The 18,325-nt window shown below is 69.6% G+C and carries 12 protein-coding genes; 6 read left to right on the forward strand and 6 right to left on the reverse strand.

The genetic code is table 11. The features are described from left to right. Positions 1 to 48: 48 nt before the first annotated feature. Complete coding sequence (locus BN1193_RS15015; protein ID WP_040167676.1) at positions 49 to 3,108, reverse strand: alpha-mannosidase; 3,060 nt, start codon at positions 3,106 to 3,108, stop codon at positions 49 to 51. Between the two features lie 63 nt (positions 3,109 to 3,171). On the opposite strand from BN1193_RS15015, the gene BN1193_RS15020 reads away from it, so the two are divergent. Beyond that, on the forward strand, positions 3,172 to 4,194 hold the full coding sequence (locus BN1193_RS15020; RefSeq protein WP_040167677.1) for a LacI family DNA-binding transcriptional regulator: 1,023 nt from the start codon (positions 3,172 to 3,174) through the stop codon (positions 4,192 to 4,194). 139 nt (positions 4,195 to 4,333) lie between these two features. Beyond that, the gene (locus tag BN1193_RS18495) at positions 4,334 to 5,554 is read left to right on the forward strand and encodes an endo-beta-N-acetylglucosaminidase H (protein WP_326845057.1); all 1,221 of its coding nucleotides are present in this window, start codon (positions 4,334 to 4,336) and stop codon (positions 5,552 to 5,554) included. A 105-nt stretch (positions 5,555 to 5,659) separates the two neighbouring features. Here the strand turns inward: BN1193_RS18495 and BN1193_RS15030 are convergent, their stop codons facing one another. The 5 genes from BN1193_RS15030 to BN1193_RS15050 are packed head-to-tail and all read right to left on the reverse strand — an operon-like array spanning position 5,660 to position 12,500. Beyond that, a complete protein-coding gene (locus BN1193_RS15030) occupies positions 5,660 to 6,169 on the reverse strand; it encodes a hypothetical protein (RefSeq protein ID WP_040167679.1) in 510 nt (169 codons plus the stop codon). Positions 6,170 to 6,207: 38 nt separating this feature from the next. Further along, positions 6,208 to 9,345 (reverse strand): glycoside hydrolase domain-containing protein, encoded by a 3,138-nt coding sequence (locus BN1193_RS15035; RefSeq protein ID WP_094770564.1) that lies wholly within the window; start codon positions 9,343 to 9,345, stop codon positions 6,208 to 6,210. Continuing rightward, positions 9,342 to 10,253: a carbohydrate ABC transporter permease gene (locus BN1193_RS15040; RefSeq protein ID WP_040167681.1), complete on the reverse strand. Its 912-nt coding sequence runs from the start codon at positions 10,251 to 10,253 to the stop codon at positions 9,342 to 9,344. The genes BN1193_RS15035 and BN1193_RS15040 overlap by 4 nt, the downstream gene beginning before the upstream one ends. Beyond that, positions 10,250 to 11,182, reverse strand: a complete 933-nt coding sequence (locus BN1193_RS15045; RefSeq protein WP_230206521.1) for a carbohydrate ABC transporter permease — start codon at positions 11,180 to 11,182, stop codon at positions 10,250 to 10,252. Before BN1193_RS15045 ends, BN1193_RS15040 begins: the two co-directional genes overlap by 4 nt. A gap of 7 nt (positions 11,183 to 11,189) precedes the next feature. Continuing rightward, the gene (locus BN1193_RS15050; protein WP_040167682.1) at positions 11,190 to 12,500 is read right to left on the reverse strand and encodes an ABC transporter substrate-binding protein; all 1,311 of its coding nucleotides are present in this window, start codon (positions 12,498 to 12,500) and stop codon (positions 11,190 to 11,192) included. Between the two features lie 253 nt (positions 12,501 to 12,753). Between BN1193_RS15050 and BN1193_RS15055 the strand changes: the two genes are divergently transcribed. The 4 genes from BN1193_RS15055 to BN1193_RS15070 all read left to right on the forward strand — a co-directional run bounded on the left by BN1193_RS15055 (position 12,754) and on the right by BN1193_RS15070 (position 18,292). Further along, a complete protein-coding gene (locus BN1193_RS15055; protein WP_052460847.1) occupies positions 12,754 to 13,929 on the forward strand; it encodes a glycoside hydrolase 5 family protein in 1,176 nt (391 codons plus the stop codon). A 177-nt stretch (positions 13,930 to 14,106) separates the two neighbouring features. Then, a complete protein-coding gene (locus BN1193_RS15060) occupies positions 14,107 to 16,089 on the forward strand; it encodes an APC family permease (RefSeq protein WP_195907899.1) in 1,983 nt (660 codons plus the stop codon). A gap of 29 nt (positions 16,090 to 16,118) precedes the next feature. Further along, on the forward strand, positions 16,119 to 17,036 hold the full coding sequence (locus BN1193_RS15065; RefSeq protein ID WP_040167684.1) for a hypothetical protein: 918 nt from the start codon (positions 16,119 to 16,121) through the stop codon (positions 17,034 to 17,036). After that, positions 17,033 to 18,292 (forward strand): hypothetical protein, encoded by a 1,260-nt coding sequence (locus BN1193_RS15070; RefSeq protein WP_040167686.1) that lies wholly within the window; start codon positions 17,033 to 17,035, stop codon positions 18,290 to 18,292. The genes BN1193_RS15065 and BN1193_RS15070 overlap by 4 nt, the downstream gene beginning before the upstream one ends. Positions 18,293 to 18,325 lie beyond the last annotated feature (33 nt).

The following is an 18,325-nucleotide window of genomic DNA, read 5'->3' on the forward strand; positions in this document are numbered from 1 at the left end:
TGCGGGGTTTCTCGGACGTGCCTGGGTGTCTCGCGGTGAGGGGAGGGGTCACGGGCGGGGGATGCGCAGGGTGCGGACCTCAAACGGCGTCAGGGACAGCGACGTGCCGGTGCGCGGCGTGGGCAGGTCGTCCTCGATGAGGGAGACCTCGCGGACCTCGCCGTGCTCGAACCCGAGCGACAGCTCGCCGGTGGCGCGCTCGCCGAGCGACTCGTAGACACGGACGATGACGTCCCCGGAGCGGTCCGCCGCGAGCTTCACCGACGAGACGATGAGGCCCCGACCGCTGATCGAGACCAGCGGGTCGACCTCGGCCGCGCCCGAGCGCGTGACGGTCGGCGCGTTCAGCGCGATGCCGGCCGCGGTGGCGGATTCCGCATCCGCACCGATCACGAGTCCGGTCGTGATCACGTGCACGCCGTGATCGGTGTCCGGATCGGGGAAGCGCGGTGCACGCAGCAGCGACAGGCGGACCGTGGTGGTCACACCGTCATCGTCCGAGTCGCGTGTGGTGTCGAAGCCGTACAGGCCGTCGTTGACCACCGCCGCGCCGAACCCGCGCTCCTGCACCAGTACGAAGCGGTGCATCGAGGTCTCGAACTTCGCGGCCTCCCAGGACGTGTTCACGTGCGTGACGCGGGACTGGTACCCGTACTGCGTCTCGGCCTCGACGGTCGTGGCGAAGATGTCCAGCGGGAAGGACTGCTTGAGCAGCTTCTCGGTCTCGTGCCAGTCGATCTCGTTGCGGATCAGCAGGGTGCGCTCGCCGGGCTCGAGGCTCAGCGTCTGCACCACGGACGACTCGGAGAAGCGACGCTCGATGCGCACGGCACCGTCCACGAGTTCGATCGATTCGAGCGCGGTCAGATCCGTGACGGTGTTGCGGTAGAACCGGTCGATGTCCCAGGCGTCCCACATGTTCGGGAAGTCCTGGTGCAGCTGCAGCAGGTTCGCCGGCCGGCCGACCGGGATGGTCTCCCGACGCGTGCGCAGGTCGACGGCGGACGTGATGAGGCCGTCGGACGAGATGGTCACCCGGACGAGGTCGTTCTCCAGCACGAAGCCGCCATCGTGGGACGTCGCCCGCACGCCGTCGGGCCGTCCGCCGCCGACGGACACCGTGGCTCCGTCCGAGGCCACGCCGATCGCGTGCCGGCGAACGCTCAGCGCCGCCTCCGCCACCGTCTTCGCATCCGTCCCGCCGAGGCCGCCGGCGACGGTGGAGTACGGGCGGAACACGAGTTCCGTCTCCCCATCCCCCGCGAGGGCCGCGACGGCGCCCTCGATCAGCACCATCGTGTCCGCGACGACCTGCGTCAGCACGGAGACCGCCTCGCGGTGGACCCAGGCGATGGAGGTGCCCGGCAGGATGTCGTGGAACTCGTGCAGCAGCACGGACTCCCACAGCCGGTCGAGTTCGTCATACGGGTAGTCCGCGAGACCCCGGACGGCAGCGGTCGCCGCCCACAGCTCCGCGGCGATGAGCGCCTGCTCGGCCCGACGATGCAGGGCTTTGGTCTGGTGCTGGCTCGTCAGCGTGCCGCGGTGCAGTTCGAGGTAGAGCTCGCCGACCCAGACCGCCGGGTTGGGCAGCTCGGCCCTCGCGGCGTCGAAGAAGTCGTCCGGATGCGTCCACTCCACCCGAGCGGAACCCTCCAGGTTCGCCAGGCGCTGCTGCTTGCCGACCATCTCGCGGGTCGTGCCACCTCCGCCGTCGCCCCAGCCGACCGGGGCGATCGAGCGCGTCGCGACGCGGTTCTCCTTGAACTGCCGCGACGCCTTCGCGACCTCTTCGCCGGAGAGCTGCGAGTTGTAGGTGTCCATCGGCGGGAAGTGCGTGAACATGCGCGAGCCGTCGATGCCCTCCCAGTCGAACGTGTGGTGCGGGAAGACGTTGCGCTGGTTCCAGGAGATCTTCTGCGTGAAGAACCACTCGAACCCGGCGCGCTTCATCAGCTGCGGCAGCGCCGGTGAGTAGCCGAACGAGTCCGGCAACCAGACGCCCTTCGAGCGGATTCCGAACTCCTGCTCGAAGAAGCGCTGGCCGTACAGGAACTGCCGGGCCAGGGACTCACCCGTCGGCATCACGGTGTCGGACTCGACCCACATACCGCCGAGCGGCAGGAAGCGTCCGGCCGCGACGGCATCCTTCACCCGGGCGTAGACCTCCGGGCGGTGCTCCTTGATCCAGGCGTACTGCTGGGCGCTGGACATGCCGTACGTGAATTCGTCTGTCTCGTCGATCAGCGAGGTCATCGACGAGGTCGTGCGGGCGACCTTGCGGATCGTCTCGCGCACCGGCCAGAGCCAGGCCGAGTCGATGTGCGCGTGACCGATCGCGGCGATGCGGTGGGCGGACGCGTCCGCGGGTGCGGCGAGCACGTCGGCCAGCGCGGCGCGCGCGTCCGGAGCCGTCTCGACGATGCGCTGCAGGTCGAGACGGTCGAGCGCGTCGTCCAGCGCCTGGAGGATCCGCATGCGGCGCGGTTGCGTCGCCGGCAGTTCCGCCTGCAGCTCCAGCAGCACCTCGAGATCGAGCGCGAGGTCGAACACCTCGGGCTCGAACAGCGCGAGATCGAAGCACCGGGCCCGGTAGAGCGGACGCTTCGACGAGGTCTCGATGTCCCCCTCCTGCGTCGGGAGGAAGGGGTGGTAATCCAGCAGGACCGGGTTGGACGCGGCCTCGAGGTAGAAGGACACCTCGTCCTCACCGCGCGCCTCGGCGGCGATCGGAAGCCACTGGTTGCGCGGGTTCAAGCTCTTCACCGGCGTGAGATCCGGGCGGTACACCAGGGCCTCCTGCTGGAAGCCGGGCATGTTGATGTCGAAGCCGAGGTCGATGTGCGCCTCGACACGACGCCCGTCCCAGTCCGCCGGAACGGTGCCGGTGACGTGGAACCAGGTGGTCGCCCATGCGGGCCCCCAGGGCTCGCCGACGGTGTGCGGCTCGAAATCCAGCGCGATGCCCTCGGCGGGAGCGATCGGCTCGCCGGGCAGCTGGTGAGCGGTCACGGTGAGGGGAACCCGTGCCGAATACACTGCGGGACGTACCCGTTCGTCCAGCACTCGCTTCACCCGGCCGACTGTCAGTGACGTCTCGTCATGCATGATTTCCTCCGCACGGCCAGCACGGCCTCGTGCTCACTAAATCGATCAAGTAGAGTTGATCCTATGCCACCGGTCAAGCGCGTGACCATCGCGGACATCGCCCGCATCGCCGGCGTGTCCCCCGGCGCCGTGTCCTTCGCGCTGAACGGCAAGCCCGGCGTCAGCGAGGCGACGCGCGAGCGGATCCTGCAGGTCGCGCAGGACCAGAAGTGGAGCCCGTCCCAGGCGGCACGGGCTCTCGTGGGCGCTCGAGCGAACGCCATCGGTCTCGTCCTGAACCGCCCGGCGCGCTCGCTGGGCACGGAGGCGTTCTTCGCGGACCTGATCGCCGGCATCCAGGCCGGCCTCAGCGACGGCAAGCTCAGCCTGCAGCTGCGCCTGGTGTCCAGCTTCGAGGAGGAGCTGGAGACGCACCGGCACTGGCACGCCGCTCACCAGGTGGACGGCGTGCTCCTCATCGACCCGCGCGACGACGATCCCCGGCAACGCGCGCTGGAAGAGCTCGGCGTCCCGACCGTCGTGGTCGGTTCGCACGCCTCCGCACCCGGCAGCGCACCCGCGGTCTGGCTCGATGACGCCGCGACCGCACACGAGCTGTTCGACTACCTCGCTGCCCTCGGCCACACCCGCATCGCCTATGTCGCCGGGCCGGAGGAGTTCGACCACACGCGCCTGCGAACAGCGGTGCTGGACGGCCTCAGTGCGCGCGGCGTGAGCTCGGAGACGATGGCCACGGACTTCTCGCCGGCCGTGGCGGGCACGGTCACCCGCCGCCTGCTGAGCGCGGCGAAGCGGCCCACCGCCATCGTGTACGACAACGACGTGATGGCGGTCGCTGGACTGCGCGTCCTGCAGGAGATGGGCGTCGCGGTCCCCGCCGACGTGTCGGTGGCCTCGTTCGATGACTCGGTGATCGCCGAGCTCGTCCGCCCCTCGATCACGTCGATGACGCGTGACACGTTCGCGCTCGGGCAGCGCGCGGCCGCTCTCCTGCTGCGCCAGATCGACGCGTCCGAGCCGCTGCCCAGTGAAGCCGGCGCGACGCCGACGCTGACGGTGCGCGAGAGCACCGCGCGACCCGTCTGAGCCCCTCCACCACGCATCCGGGCCACGCGACTCACCCGCACATGAGAGTTCTCTCGTTCTCCTGGACCGCGTCCACTAAATCGCTATAGTCGCTCCCACGACGTCGACCGTGCCGCATCGATCACAGGAGAACGAAGCCATGCCCTCGAACGACCACCCGTCCACGCGCCTGAGTCGCGCCGGACGCCTGACTGCCCTGGCCGCCGTCGCGGCCCTCGGCTTGCTCGCCCCGATGGCCGCCACGGCCGCGCACGCCGCCCCCGATGCGGACGGCGATGGCCCGCAGACCGTCGTGTACGTGGAGGTGAACGACAACGATTTCGCCAACGTCGCGGACTACACGCTGGCCGGCACCGACCGCCCGACGTTCGACATCGCGGCGATCTTCGCCGCCAACATCAACTACGACGGCGAGAAGGCGTACCTGCACCTGAACGAGCGGGTCACCGAGACGCTGGAGAACGCGGACACCCAGATCCGGCCCGTCCAGGCGCGCGGAACCAAGGTCCTGCTCTCGATCCTCGGCAACCACCAGGGCGCCGGCTTTGCGAACTTCGCCTCCGCCGCGGACGCCGACGCGTTCGCCGCGCAACTCGCGGACGCCGTTCAGACGTACGGCCTGGACGGCATCGACTTCGACGATGAGTGGACCGAGTACGGCGTGAACGGCACCGGTCAGCCGAACGAGAGCTCCTTCGTCCAGCTCGTGACCGCCCTGCGCGACCGTCTGGGTCCGGACAAGCTCATCACGTTCTACAACATCGGTCCGTCGGCGCAGCACCTGGAGTACGGCGGCGCGCGCGTCGCTGACGCCATCGACTACGCCTGGAACCCCTACTACGGGTCCTACGACGCACCGGTCATCCCCGGAATGGCGAATGACCGCCTCGGCGCCGCCGCCGTGGACCTGTCGCAGACCTCGGCCGCGACCGCTCTGGAGTTCGCCCAGCAGACCGTCGCCGACGGTTACGGCGCCTACGTGACGTACAACCTGACGGCGACGGACCAGTCGGCGTACCTGTCCGGCATCACGCAGACCTTCCACGGTCTGGACACGGTCTACAAGGCCGAGCCTGGCGACTCGACGGCCCCGACGGCGACAGTGATCGACGCCCGCAAGTACACCAAGCCCGCGCGGGACGGCGCGTACAAGCGCGTCGCGTTCACCCTCGCGGACGAGGGCGGGCTCGCCTCCGCATCGGTCAACGGCCACGAGATCGCGTTGAACGGCGTCACCGAGTCGAAGCTGACGAACCTGCGTCCGGGCTGCAACGGCGCGCGCTTCGGGGAGAACACGCTCGCCGTCACGGACCTCGCCGGCAACACCACGACGGTGACCTTCACCCTCGCCCGCCACTGATCCACCCTCACGGGCCGAAGCGCCGGACTCGAAACGCAAGCGTCCGGCGCCTCGGCCACACACGTTTCGCGCGGGCGCTCGCTCGATGACCGGACCTCCGCCGGATCATCGACCGTCGAGCCACTCCGGGGGCTCCTGGCGGACACCGGCGACGATGAGTTCTGCCGCAGCGCGGATGCGTGCGGTCACGGTGTCGAGCGGTCGGCCCGCGTAGGCGGCGTCCGAGTGATCGTCCGAGAACCGCGCGAGAGCGTTCACGATCGCGTGCTCGCTGGTGTGACCGAAGACGCCATGGGTCCAGTCCGCGAGCGCGGCAGCGCTGATCTCGCCGGTGAGCATCCGGCGGCACTGCGCGGCGGCGGCCCGACCGTCCCGGGCCGCGGGTGGCAGGTCCGGCAGTGCGAGCTCGGTCGCCACGTGCGCGATCAACGCATCGAGCTCGAACGGGTTCATGTGCCCGCTGACCGCCGCGAGCTCGGCCAGCGCCGGCGAGTCCTCGCCGGCGGCGAGAGCATCGGCCGCAGCACGACTGACCTCGGCGGAGCCGTCCAAGCCGATCATCCGGCGCGCGACGGCCTCGATCAGCAGCGTTCGGGCATCGGGGGCGGGGGACATGGCGACATTGTGGCAGGTCGCGCAGCAGCCCCCAGGGGTCAGTCCAGCGTGAACAGTTCCAGCTGGCGGAGCACGACGGGGCGACGGGCACGGACGCGGACGCCCGACAGCGCGGACGGGGCTGCGACGCGGAACGGCGTCGTGCGATCGGCCGACAGTGCTTCCGCGTGGGTCATCGGTAGCGGCGACCAGGTCTGCCCGTCGATGGTGGCTTCCCACAGCAGGTCATCGCACGCCGCACTCGCGGCGGTGGTGACCGAGACATCGGTGACCACGGTCGGCGCGTCGAAGATCCAGCCCGCAACGGCGTCCGGACCGAGGGGCAGATCGACACCGGAGGCGCGGTCATCGAACGCCGCCACCCCGCCGACCGAATGGCCGGGGCCGGATGTCAGATCCGCACGGTACTCCCGCACCGCCGCGGCGCGGGGAGCCAGCACGGACGCCTCCTCCTCCCCCACCTCGAGCTCCAGCTCCGACGCGGCCGCGAGCGCGCGCACGTCCACCCAGGGTTCGTCGAGGGCGACTCCGTCCACGCGCACGCCGGTGAGCACGTCCGCGGCGGCGCTCGCGCGGTGGACTCGAATGCGCAGGGTCGAGCCGTCCGGACGCACCACCGACAGGTCGTCGAACAGCGGGACGCCCACGAACAGCCGTCCGGAGGCGAGCTCGAGCGGGTACAGGCCGAGGGCCGCCCACAGCCACCACGCGCTCATCTCGCCGTTGTCCTCGTCGCCCGGGAAGCCCTGACCGAGGTGCGCGCCCGCGAACAGTCGTCCGGCGAGGTCCCGGACCGTGCGCGTGGCGAGGTGCGGACGGTCGGTGTGGGCGTACATGTACGGAATGTGGTGCGCGGGCTGATTGGAGATCGCGCACATGCCGCTCCGCTGCGCGCGTGCCTCCCGCTGCTCGTGGATCACCGTGCCGTACGTCCCGCCGAACTCCGCCGCGGCGGTCTCCACTTCCGCGAACAGCCGATCCAGGTGATCACCGAGGGCGGCCGGACCGCCGTGCAGCGCGGCCAGCCCGGCACCGTCGTGCACGGGCGCGACGGACATGCCCCAGGCGTTGGTCTCGACGTTGTCGCCACCCCACACCCGGCGGTCGAACGGCTCCGCGAAAGCCCCGTCCCGTCCGCGGCCACGGAAGAACCCGGTGTCGGGGTCGAACAGGGCGCGGTAGGACAGTGCACGATTGGCGAAGTAGCGCGCGTGCGCGTCCCACCGTGCGGCGTCCGCACCGGCCTCGGCCCGGCGCCGCGCCCAGCGGCCGATCGCCGCATCCGACACGGCGTTCTCCAGGCTCCAGCTCATGCCCTCGCGCGTCTCGCGGTCGACGTATCCGACGAAGCGGGCACGGTCGATGCCGGCCCGGCCGCGGTCCGGCCGCGGTGCCGGCTCGCACGCGTTGCGCCACGCGCTCTCATACGCGGCGTCGGCGTCCAGTGCGATGCCCCACGCGTCCGCATCGGCGAAGATCTGGTCGCTCGAGGTGCCGACCATGGAATCCACGTAGCCGGGTGCGCTCCACCGGGCCATGTATCCGCCGCGTCGGTCCTGCATCAGTACGCCGTCGAGCAGCACCGCCGCGCCGTCCGGATCCAGGATCGCGAACGCCGGCCACACCGTCCGATACGTGTCCCAGTAGCCGTTGTTGACCATCAGCTCGCCGTCGGCGATCGGCGCGCCGGTCTCGGTCTCGCCGTGCACCCCGGCCGGAACCATCGGGTCGGCGAACGCCCACTGCGGAGCGTCGTGCGTGCCGCGATTCTCCGCGGCCGTGTTCGGGTAGAGGTGCAGACGGTGCAGCGCCGCGGCCAGCCGCGCCCGATTCTCCCGATGCGCCAGCGCGCGGTAGGGCACGTCCTCGGCGGGCAGGGGCGGAATCGTCACCGCGGACAGCAGGGGACGCCACTGCGCCGCGGCCGCATCGCGAAGGTCGTCGAACTCCCGCTCCGCTCCGGCCTCGAGCTCCAGGGTGCGCCGCGCCTGCGCGACGGAGAGGAAGGACTGCGCGATGCGCACCTCCACCTCGTCCTGACCGTGCACCGCGCCGACCCACGGCGCACCGACCGCGTCCGCCGGCGCGGTCCCGGTGACGCCGCGGACGACCCGTCCGGCGAAGAACGCGCGCGGGGCGTTGCCCCACGTCGCGGAGCCCTCGCCGATCCATCCGGAGAACGTGTCCGGGCCGTCGACGCGAAGCGCCCCCCGCGCGTCCGGCTGATCGATGATGAAGCCGAGTTCGCCCTCCCCGCGCACCCGGAACGCCGCCACCCGGCTCGTGGCGGTCGCCTCGATCGTGTCGCCGCCGACCAGGTCCGCCGACCAGGTGTGCGGCGCGGCGACCTCCGATCCGGGCACGATGTGCCGCCGGCGCTGCGCCGGACCCGCCACGGGCGCGCCCCGGAACGGCTGGACGTGCAGCACCGTGCGATCGCCGATCCAGGGGCTCGGCTGGTGCGACAGCGCGAGGGCCTCCAGCCGTCGCCCCGCCGGGTCATCGTGCCGGTAGGGACGGTACGGCCAACGGGTGTTCGTGGCGTCCGTCGCCGGGGTCACGAACAGGAAACCGTGCGGCACGGCGACCGCCGGAATCGTGTTGCCGCGGGAGAACGCGTCGCCGGAGTGCGTTCCCCGTCGCGTGTCGACCAGGGCGAGCGGCTCCGCCTCGTGCTGCACCGTGGCCTGCTCGATGAGAACCTCGATGAACCCGCTGACGCGTTCCCCCGCGCCCCCGGGCAGACCGAGCACGACTTCCACGCCCACCCGACGCCCGGCCCAGGGGGCGAGAGAGACGGTATCGGCGTTCCACTGCTCCGGCATGCTCCAGCGGGCGTCGAACTGCGCCGCCGCGGTGAGCGCGAAGCCGTACCGGTCGCGCACGCGGGGGTCCGCACTCAGACGTGCACCGTCCGCGTCCACGACATCGATCGTCACCGCCAGCGGCGCGTAGGGCGGTGTGACCGCCGCCTCTCCGTCCGCGTAGAACGCCCAGTGCACGAGCGTGTCCGCCGTGGCGTCCACCGCCTCCAGCCCCGGAACGCTCAGGCGCTGCTCCCCGTCCGCGGCATCGAAGGCGTACGCGAACACCGCGCCGCCCAGCACGCCGGAACGCGGACGGGACGAGGGCGGGTCGGCGGGTCCGCTCGCGCGGATGAGGACCGGAGCGGTCACCCCTTGACCGCGCCCTCCTGGACGCCCTTGAAGAAGAAGCGCTGCGTGAACGAGAACATGATGATGATCGGGATCAGCGCGATCATCGTGCCGGCCGCGATCAGGCGCGGGTCGACGGCGAAGTTGCCGTTCAGGTACGCCATGCCGACGGTCAGCGTGTACTTGCCGGGGTCGCTCAGCACGATCAGCGGCCAGAGGAAGTCGTCCCAGGCGCCGATGAAGGCGAAGATCGCGACGACCGAGACCATGCCGCGGACGTTCGGCCAGACGATGTGGCGGATCTTCTGCCAGGTCGTGGCGCCGTCCACGGTCGCCGCGTCCAGGACGTCGGCCGGGATCATGCGACACGCGGTGGCGATCAGCAGCACGTTCATGGCGCTGATGGCGCCGGGCAGGAAGACGCCCCACAGGGTGTCGGCGAGGCCGAGCGATTTGATCGTGAGGAAGTTGCTCGTCACGGTGACCTCACCGGGCAGCAGCATCGTGGACAGCAGGATGCCCATCGCGATGTACTTGCCGCGGAAGCGCATGCAGCCGAGGGCATATCCGCCCATCAGCGCCAGGACGACGTTGCTCAGCACGGTGCCGAGCGAGACGAGCAACGAGTGCCACGCGTACAGGTACACCGGAATCAGGTCGGTGACCTTGATGTAGTTCTGGATCGTCGGTTGTTCCGGGATGAGGTTCGGCGGGAACGAGTAGATGTTCTCCGTCGGGCTCTTCAGCGACGTGGACAGCTGCCAGACGAACGGTCCGATGACCAGGAACAGCACGATCAGCAGCAGGGCGTAGCGGATGATGAGTCCGGTCAGCGTGGGCTTGGAGAAGTCGCCCGACCCGCCGCGGCGGATGATCGGTTCGCGCGGAGGCTTGCGCGTCTCGCGAGTGGAGGCGGTGGTGGCGCTCATGCGGGGGTCTTCGCCTTCTTCTCACGGTTCATGAACGCGATGGCCGCGAGCGGAATCAGGGTGAGCAGGAACAGGGCGACGCTGATCGCCGAGGCGTAGCCGACGTTGCCGGTGAGTCCGGACCCGACCTGCCGGATGAGCATGACCAGCGACATGTCGTAGCCGCCGGGACCGCCGGTGCCCTTGGAGAGCACCTCCAGCTCGGTGAACACGCGCATCGCGGACACCGCGATCAGCACCGCGATCAGCAGCATCGCGCCGCGGACGGCGGGGATCGTGACGGAACGGAAACGGCGGAACGCGTTCGCGCCGTCCAGCATCGCGGCCTCGTGCAGCTCCTTGCCGACATTGCCGAGCGCGGCGAGGTACACGACCATGTAGTACCCGACGCCCTTCCACACGGTCAGCAGGATCGAGCAACCCAGCAGCAGCCAGCGATCGACGAGGAACGGGATCGGCTGGTCGCTGATGCCCATGAACTGCAGGGCCTCATTGAAGATGCCCTTGCTGTCGAACAGCCACTGCCAGATCAGCGCGACGACCACGACGGAGGCGATCACCGGGAAGTAGAACGTCGTCCGGAACAGCGCGATGCCGGGGATCACCTTCTCCACGAGCATCGCCAGCAGCAGCGGCAGGAAGGTCAGCAGGGGCACGCAGACCACGACGTAGATGAGGCACGTCAGGATGGCGTTCCAGAACATATCGTCGCCGAACATGCGCTCGTAGTTCGAGAATCCGACGAAGTCCGCGGACCGGAGGGGCCGCGCGTTCGTGAAGCTCAGGATGACCGTGTTCAGGAACGGCCACAACGCGAACACCAGCACCCAGATGACGGCGGGGCCGAGCAGCAACCATGGGGTGAACCACTTGTGGCTGCGCAGTCCCGTTCGACGGCGGGCTCGGGTGCCGGTGTTCGCGTCAGTCATGCGTGGGTCACTTGTCCACGCGGTTGTCGTTGGCGTACTTGACGATCTTGTCCAGGGTGTCCTTGGCGCTCGCGTCACCCTTGATGGCGAGGGCCATCTGCTGGGTCATGTACGTCGTCATGTCACCGGTCCACTGGAACGGCAGGGCGCGCGCGTCCTTCATGGCACCGAACACGGTGTCGATGGCCTTGATCTGGTGCTCGTCGGTCACCGTCTCGGCGACCTTCTTCACGACCTCGTCACCACCGGAGGCGGTACCCGGCGCGGTGCCGACCGCCAGCGTCGAGAACGCGACCTGGTTGGCCTCGTTCGTGACGTACTCGGCGAAGGCGAGGGCCGCGGCGGCGTTCTTCGTCTTGGCGGACACGTTGACGCCCTGCACGTACAGCGGCGGGGTACCGAGGCGCGGCGTCGCGACGACGTTCTCGAGCAGCTTCGGAGCGTCCTTGGCGAGGTCGGTCGTGAAGCCGGTGCCACCGGTCGTGAACGCGACCTTCTCCTGGATGAACGCCTGCGCGTTGCCGCCGTAGCTGCCGGTGAGCGCCTCGGCCGGCATGGCGCCGGCCTTGTACGCGGCGGCGTAGGCCTCGACGATCTTGACCGCGTCCGGGCTGTTGAAGACGAACTCGCCCTTGTCGTTGATCAGCTTGATGTCAGCCGCGCCGAAGGTGTCCAGCGTCGGGATGGAGCTCAGCAGCTGCACCTTGCCCTTGGACTCCTCGCCGACCTTCGTCGCGAGCGTCAGCAGTTCATCGACCGTCTTCGGCAGGTCCGCCTCGGTGACGCCGTAGGGCTTCAGCTGCGCCATGTTCCACCAGGACGCATCGCTGCTGAGGTACCAGGGCAGACCGTAGGTGCCCTTGACACTGGGGTACTGGCTGTACGAGTCCCAAGCGCCGGCGTTGTACTCGGTCTTCAGCTTGGCATCCGCCGCGTTGAGATCCATCAGCTCGCCGGCGGAGACCAGCGGGTACGCGATGTCCGGCGGCAGGTTGAGCACGTCCGGCAGCGTGTTGGAGTTCGCCTGGCTGAGGATCTTGTCCTGGTAGCCGTCACCGGGCTGGTCCAACCACTCGACCGTGACCTTCGGGTGCTCCTTCTCGAAGGCGGCGATGAGGTCGGTGAAGTAGGGCGTGAACTTCTCGTTCTTCAGCGACCACGTCTGGAACGAGATCTTGCCGCTGAGTTCGCCGGACGTGTCCACGGCCTCTCCGCCGCCGGTCGACGTTCCTCCCCCTCCACCGGTGCATCCGGTGAGCGCGAGGGCGGTGACGGCGGCGGTTGCGGCCAGAGCGACGACTCGTTTCGTGAGTTTCATCGTGCTTCTTCCTTGAATGCGAATGATCAGCGCCGTCGACTGTGGAGACTGTAGCGCTTTAGCTTGAAGGAAACCATCACCCGTGAGGCTTGTCAAGATCACGGTGAGAGCGCGGAAGCGCTGGGGAGGTTCGTGCTCGGATCAGCCTCATATCGCGGTCAGACGCCGCCGGAACTCTCGACAAACATCACTCAAGCGTTATAGTCACCTGAGTCAGTCGACGCCTCACTCGTCGCTGCGAGGAGGCATTGCGATGAAGTTCGGCGTCAACTACACCCCCCGTGTCGGGTGGTTCCACCACTGGGTGGACTTCGACGCGGCCGAGGTCGCCCGCGACTTCGACACGATCGCGGAGCTCGGCGTGGACCACGTCCGCGTGTTCCCGCTGTGGCCGATCTTCCAGCCGAACGCGACGTTCGTGTCCCCCACCGCGCTCGGTCACCTGGAGACCGTGATCGATCTCGCCGCCGAACGCGATCTGCAGGTCGCCGTGGACGGTCTGCAGGGACACCTGTCCAGCTTCGATTTCCTGCCGGCCTGGCTGGCGACCTGGCACCGCCGCAACATGTTCACCGATCCGGACGTGATCGCCGCGACCTCGATGTTCCTGGAGACCCTCGCTCGGGTGGCGGGCGCCCACGAGAACGTGTTCGCGCTCACGGTCGGCAACGAGGTGAACCAGTTCTCCGGCGGCGTGCACCCGGATCCGTTCCCGGCCACGCCGACGCAGACGGACGCGTGGTTGGACGCGACGCTCGGTGCGCTTCGTCGTGGAGCCCCGGACCTGCAGATCATGCACGCGTGCTACGACGCCTCCTGGTACGAGAACACCCAGCCGTTCACGCTGGAGCAGGTCGCCCGTCGCGGCGACGTCACGGTCACCCACTCCTGGGTCTTCAACGGCACCGCGCAGCGGTTCGGTCCGGACGCCTTCGAGACGCGGGCGCACGCGCGCTACCTGATCGAGGTCGCGCGCGCGTTCCAGACGGACCCGCAGCGTCCGATCTGGGCACAGGAACTCGGCGCCCCGCGCAACGTGCTGCCGTCCTCGTCGATCCGGCCGTTCATCGACGAGACGATCGGCCAGCTGGCCGATGCCCCGGACCTCACCGGCATCACCTGGTGGTGCTCGCACGACGTCTCCCGCGCGCTGGGGGAATACCCGCCGCTGGAGTACGACCTCGGCCTCATCGACGAGAACGGCGCGATCAAGGACGAGGGGCGGTGGGTGGCCGAGGCGGTGGCAGTGGCCCGAGACACCACACCGCGGACGGATCGACCGGTGCTCGAACTGCGCTACGACGAGCTCGGCGGACGCTCGGCCCTCGCCCCTGAGGGGTCCTTCTTCGCCGACTACATGGAGCTCGCCCGCACGGCCGGACACCCCCGGATCGACCTGGTGCGGGACCCGAATTCATCAGTCTGGTGACGGAATTCGACAGCACGCCCGGGGAGCGATTGCGAGCCTGTCCCGGCTAGCGTAGGTTCGTCCCCCGTGACGGGTGAAACGCGTGATCCGAGCGAAGAACGTCCGGGTCCGAAACGATGGATCATCGGCGAGCCGCTGACGAGTGAGAATCTCGACGGCCAGCTCCTGCCGAAGCGCATGGCGCTACCGATCTTCGCCTCGGACGCGCTGAGCTCGGTGGCGTACGCCCCCCAGGAGCTGCTCATGATCCTGCTGATCGGCGGATTGAGCTTCCTCACGCTGGCGCCGTGGATCGCCGCCGGCGTCGTCCTGCTGCTCGTCGTGGTCGTCCTCAGCTATCGCCAGCTCATCCGGGCGTACCCCTCCGGCGGCGGCGATTACGAGGTCGCGTCCAAGAACATCGGCGAGGTCGCCGGTGTCGTCGTGGCAGCCGCGCTGCTGGTGGACTACGTCCTCACGGTCGCGGTCTCCGTCGCGTCCGGGGTGGACAACATCATCTCGGCGATCCCGGGACTGAATCCGTGGCGGGTCGAGATCGCGGTCGGCTTCGTCGTGCTGATCATTCTGGTGAACCTGCGCGGGGTACGCGAGGCGTCCTTGCTGTTCGCCATCCCCACCTACGTGTTCATCGGATCGGTGGCGATCATGATCATCGTCGGGCTCGTGCGCGTGGCCCTCGGCGATTCGCCGGTGGCCATCAGTGCGGGTTACACGGCCCGCGCGGAGAGCTTCACGAACGCGGCGATGGTGCTGCTGGTGCTGCGTGCGTTCTCCAGCGGCTGCTCCGCGCTGACCGGCGTGGAGGCCGTCTCCAACGGGGTGCCGGCGTTCCGCAAGCCGAAGATCCGCAACGCCCAGACGACGCTGACGATGATGGGCACGATCGCGGCGTTCCTGTTCGTGGGGCTCGTCGCCCTCGCTCTGTTCGCGCACGTGCAGTACGCCGAGAACCCGTGCGCACAGCTCACCGGTTTCGACTGCGCCTCACCGCAGCAGAGCCTCATGGCACAGCTCGCGGGCGCCACGTTCGGTGACGGATCGATTCCCTTCTTCATCATCCAGGCCGCCACGGCGTGCGTCCTGCTGCTGGCGGCGAACACGGCCTTCAACGGCTTCCCCCTGCTCGGGGCCGTCCTGGCCCGGGACGGGTACGCGCCGAAGGCGCTGAACACCCGCGGCGATCGCCTCGTGTTCTCGAACGGGCTGATTCTGCTCGGCATCGGGGCGATCACGATCCTGGTCGTGTTCCAGGCGAACCTCACCACTCTGATCCAGCTCTACATCATCGGTGTGTTCGTCTCGTTCAGCCTCGGACAGATCGGAATGGTCCGGCACTGGCGGCGTCTGCTGCGCGAACTGCGTGAGGAAGGACACTCCGAGACGGCCGCGCGCGGAACGTACGCCGAGGCGCGCAAGGGCCTGGTCATCAACAGCGCCGGTGCGGTCATGACGGTCCTGGTTCTGACGATCGTCACGATCACGAAGTTCACCCACGGCGCCTGGCTGGTGTTCCTGGCGATCCCGGTTCTCGCGTTGCTCATGATCGGCGTGCACCGCTACTACCGGGACGTGGACGCGGAGATCTCCGTCACCGACACCCCGCACTTCGGCGCACGGGGCGACGTGGCCATCATCATGGTCAGTCGTCTGCAGAAGCCCGTGCTGAAAGCGATCGACTACGCCCTGGCCGCTCGCCACGAGACCACGCTCGCGGTGCACGTGGACACCGACAAGGACGCCTCGCACCAGCTGGCGAAGGAGTGGGAGCAGCACGCGATACCCGTGCCCCTGAACATCCTGGAATCCCCCTACCGGACCTATGCGGCCCCGATCGCGGGCTTCATCAAGAAGTACCGCTCCACGCACGGCCCGTCGGTGGTGACCGTCTACCTGCCGCAGTACATCGTCGGTCACTGGTGGGAGACCGTGCTGCACAACCGTCGCGCGCGTCGGATGGCACAGCAGCTGATGATGGTGCACGGTGTCACGATCACCCTGGTGCCCTGGCTCCTGGACTCCTCCGAGGTCATCTACGGGCGACGCTCGCGGACCATGCCCGGCCAGGAGCGCCGCGGCATTCCGGCGACGGCGGCGACGCCTCGTCGAGCGACGCGACCGGCCGGCCCACCCGAAGCCGAGTCCGACCGCCCCACCCCGTAGGATGACGCTGACGTCGGGAGGTGATGCGAATGGACCCGACGCCGGACGTGACGTCCACACTCCCTCCGCCGGGCGCCGCCGGTGAGCGGCGCTGGGGACGCGGCACGCGACGGTTCGTCCTCGCCGCCGTCCTGATCGGCGTTCTCGGCGTCGGCGCGATGGCGGCGTTCTGGGTTCAGGCGCGGACGGCCGCGCTGCCCGGCCCGACCGCGAACGCGGTCGCGACCGCATTCCTCGGCGACCGATGGCGGGCTGCCGCCACGCCGGAGCTGGTCGCGGCTCTCGATGACGGCGCGGTGAGCCCGCTGGTCGGATCGGCGGACGCGTGGGATGCGCTCGGAGTCCGGGTGACCAGCGATCCGGCATCGGCCGTCTATCGTGCCGGCGATGCGGAAACGGAGGATACGCAGCGCGCCGATGAGGCGCTGGTCCCCGTGACGACGACGTACGCGTGGAAGGGCGGAACGGCGACGTCCTTCGTGCGGCTGCATCTCACCCGCAGCTTCACCTACGCCCCGGACGACACCGACGACGCCCGTCGACCCACCGCAGTGACGCCGTGGCGGGTGGACGAGGTTCGCGACGGCTCCGTCGCCCGCTCCACCGGGGTCGCTGACGCCACGTGCGATTCGCCCGCTGAGGCCGTGCGCCAACTGGCCGATGCGGCCCGCCGGGACGGAACGTTGACGACCGGGTGCGCGATGGACGGATCCACCACGGCGAACGTGGTCGGCGACCTGTCCGGCGATGCGATCGCCGCCGCATTCCCGGTGTACAACAGCGTGCACCTGCCCGACGACATCGTCCGCGGAACCGGCCCGGGTGTCGCCGATCGTGCCGCCGTGCAGTACGTGGTCCCGGTCGGCGAGGGCACCGTGATCGTGTCGATCGTCCGCGTCGAGAACGGGTGGGCCGTGCTCGGCGTGACCGACGGAGGTGGATCGTGAGCGCCCGCGATCGCCGCGTGCGGCTCGGGTGGGCGCTCGGCGTCGCCGCCGCGCTCGTCGCCGTCGCCGTGACGGCGGGGGTGACCTGGCCGGCGCCGGTAGCCCTCGCCGAGCCGGCGCCCTCACCGTCGGTCTCTGCGAGCGCCATCTCCGGTGATCGTGCCGCCGTGTGGGATGAGCTGAACACCGCGCTCGCCGAGAAGGATCGGGCCGGGTTCCTCGCGCACGCGTCCGGCGCCGCCGCGCAGGCCCTGGCGCGGTGGTGGGACGGCACGACCGCGATCGGCTGGGACACCGCCGCGATCACCCCGTGGGACGACGCCACCGTCGTCCTCGGCGCGGAACTCGCCTTCGCTCCGTCGTCCGCGCGCGGCTCGGGCACGCCGGACGCGGGCCTGGATCTCCTGCAGGGTTCGTACTACCGCGTGACCTGGGATGACAGCGGCGCGTTGGCGACCTTCGAGCCGTACTTCGCCCCGTTGCCGTGGGATGGGGGCCCGCTGCACGTGGCTCGTGCCGAGCACGTCGTGCTGTTCGGGGCGTCCGATGAGGCGGCGCTGATCGACGCTGAACTGGCGACCGCGGAGCAGTCCGCGGTCCTCGCTCTCGATGAGCTGAAAGCGTTGGGCGGGCAGGTGCCGGTGACCGGATTCCTCGCCGCGATCACGGACTCGACCGAGCGCCTGACACGCTGGCACTTCGGCGACGACGCGGAGTGGGACATGGCGGTGGCCGGATTCGCCGGCTCCGCATTCCGCCCGCCGCGGGACGAGCCCTGGCTGCCGGCCCGCATCGCCACCGGCGAGGTCTCATCGGGGACGATCGTGTGTCTCGGACCGCTGAGCCGGGATCAGCGCGTCGAGACGTTCACCCATGAGTTCCTGCACGCCCTGCACTACGCCGCCGTCAGCACCGGCGCCACCGGAGCGCCGCAGGCGGTGATGGAGGGATTCGCGGAGTTCGCGACGGCGCGCAGCGGCGCCGACGCGGACCGCTCCACGGACTCCCGCGTCACGGCGGCGATCGCGGATCGCGGGACCGCCGCGTTCTCGGACGAAGCGCTGCGCTCGACCGACGCCTGGATCGCGTACGCCGCGGCAGCATCGGTGTACGCGTGGGTGGCGGACGCGGGCGGTGACCCGTGGCGACTCGCGGTGACCGCGCAGAGCGAAGCGCAGGACCTGATGACCGCCGCGGCCGCTCAGAACCCCGCGCTCACCCCCGCCGCCTGGCAAGCGTGGGCCACCTCCCGGTGATCGGAGACGGAAAAGCCCCCGCCCTCGGGTGAG

The sequence above is a fragment of the Microbacterium gorillae genome (assembly GCF_000826185.2).
Classification (GTDB): Bacteria; Actinomycetota; Actinomycetes; order Actinomycetales; family Microbacteriaceae; genus Microbacterium; species Microbacterium gorillae.

Excerpts from the sequence above, each read along its gene's own strand:
- BN1193_RS15030 (WP_040167679.1), bottom strand. The coding sequence starts at position 6,169 with ATGTCCCCCGCCCCCGATGCCCGAACGCTGCTGATCGAGGCCGTCGCG.
- BN1193_RS15040 (WP_040167681.1), bottom strand. The coding sequence starts at position 10,253 with ATGAGCGCCACCACCGCCTCCACTCGCGAGACGCGCAAGCCTCCGCGC.
- BN1193_RS18495 (WP_326845057.1), top strand. The coding sequence starts at position 4,334 with ATGCCCTCGAACGACCACCCGTCCACGCGCCTGAGTCGCGCCGGACGC.
- BN1193_RS15060 (WP_195907899.1), top strand. The coding sequence starts at position 14,107 with ATGGCGCTACCGATCTTCGCCTCGGACGCGCTGAGCTCGGTGGCGTAC.
- BN1193_RS15015 (WP_040167676.1), bottom strand. The coding sequence starts at position 3,108 with ATGCATGACGAGACGTCACTGACAGTCGGCCGGGTGAAGCGAGTGCTG.
- BN1193_RS15055 (WP_052460847.1), top strand. The coding sequence starts at position 12,754 with ATGAAGTTCGGCGTCAACTACACCCCCCGTGTCGGGTGGTTCCACCAC.
- BN1193_RS15065 (WP_040167684.1), top strand. The coding sequence starts at position 16,119 with ATGGACCCGACGCCGGACGTGACGTCCACACTCCCTCCGCCGGGCGCC.
- BN1193_RS15020 (WP_040167677.1), top strand. The coding sequence starts at position 3,172 with ATGCCACCGGTCAAGCGCGTGACCATCGCGGACATCGCCCGCATCGCC.
- BN1193_RS15045 (WP_230206521.1), bottom strand. The coding sequence starts at position 11,182 with ATGACTGACGCGAACACCGGCACCCGAGCCCGCCGTCGAACGGGACTG.
- BN1193_RS15050 (WP_040167682.1), bottom strand. The coding sequence starts at position 12,500 with ATGAAACTCACGAAACGAGTCGTCGCTCTGGCCGCAACCGCCGCCGTC.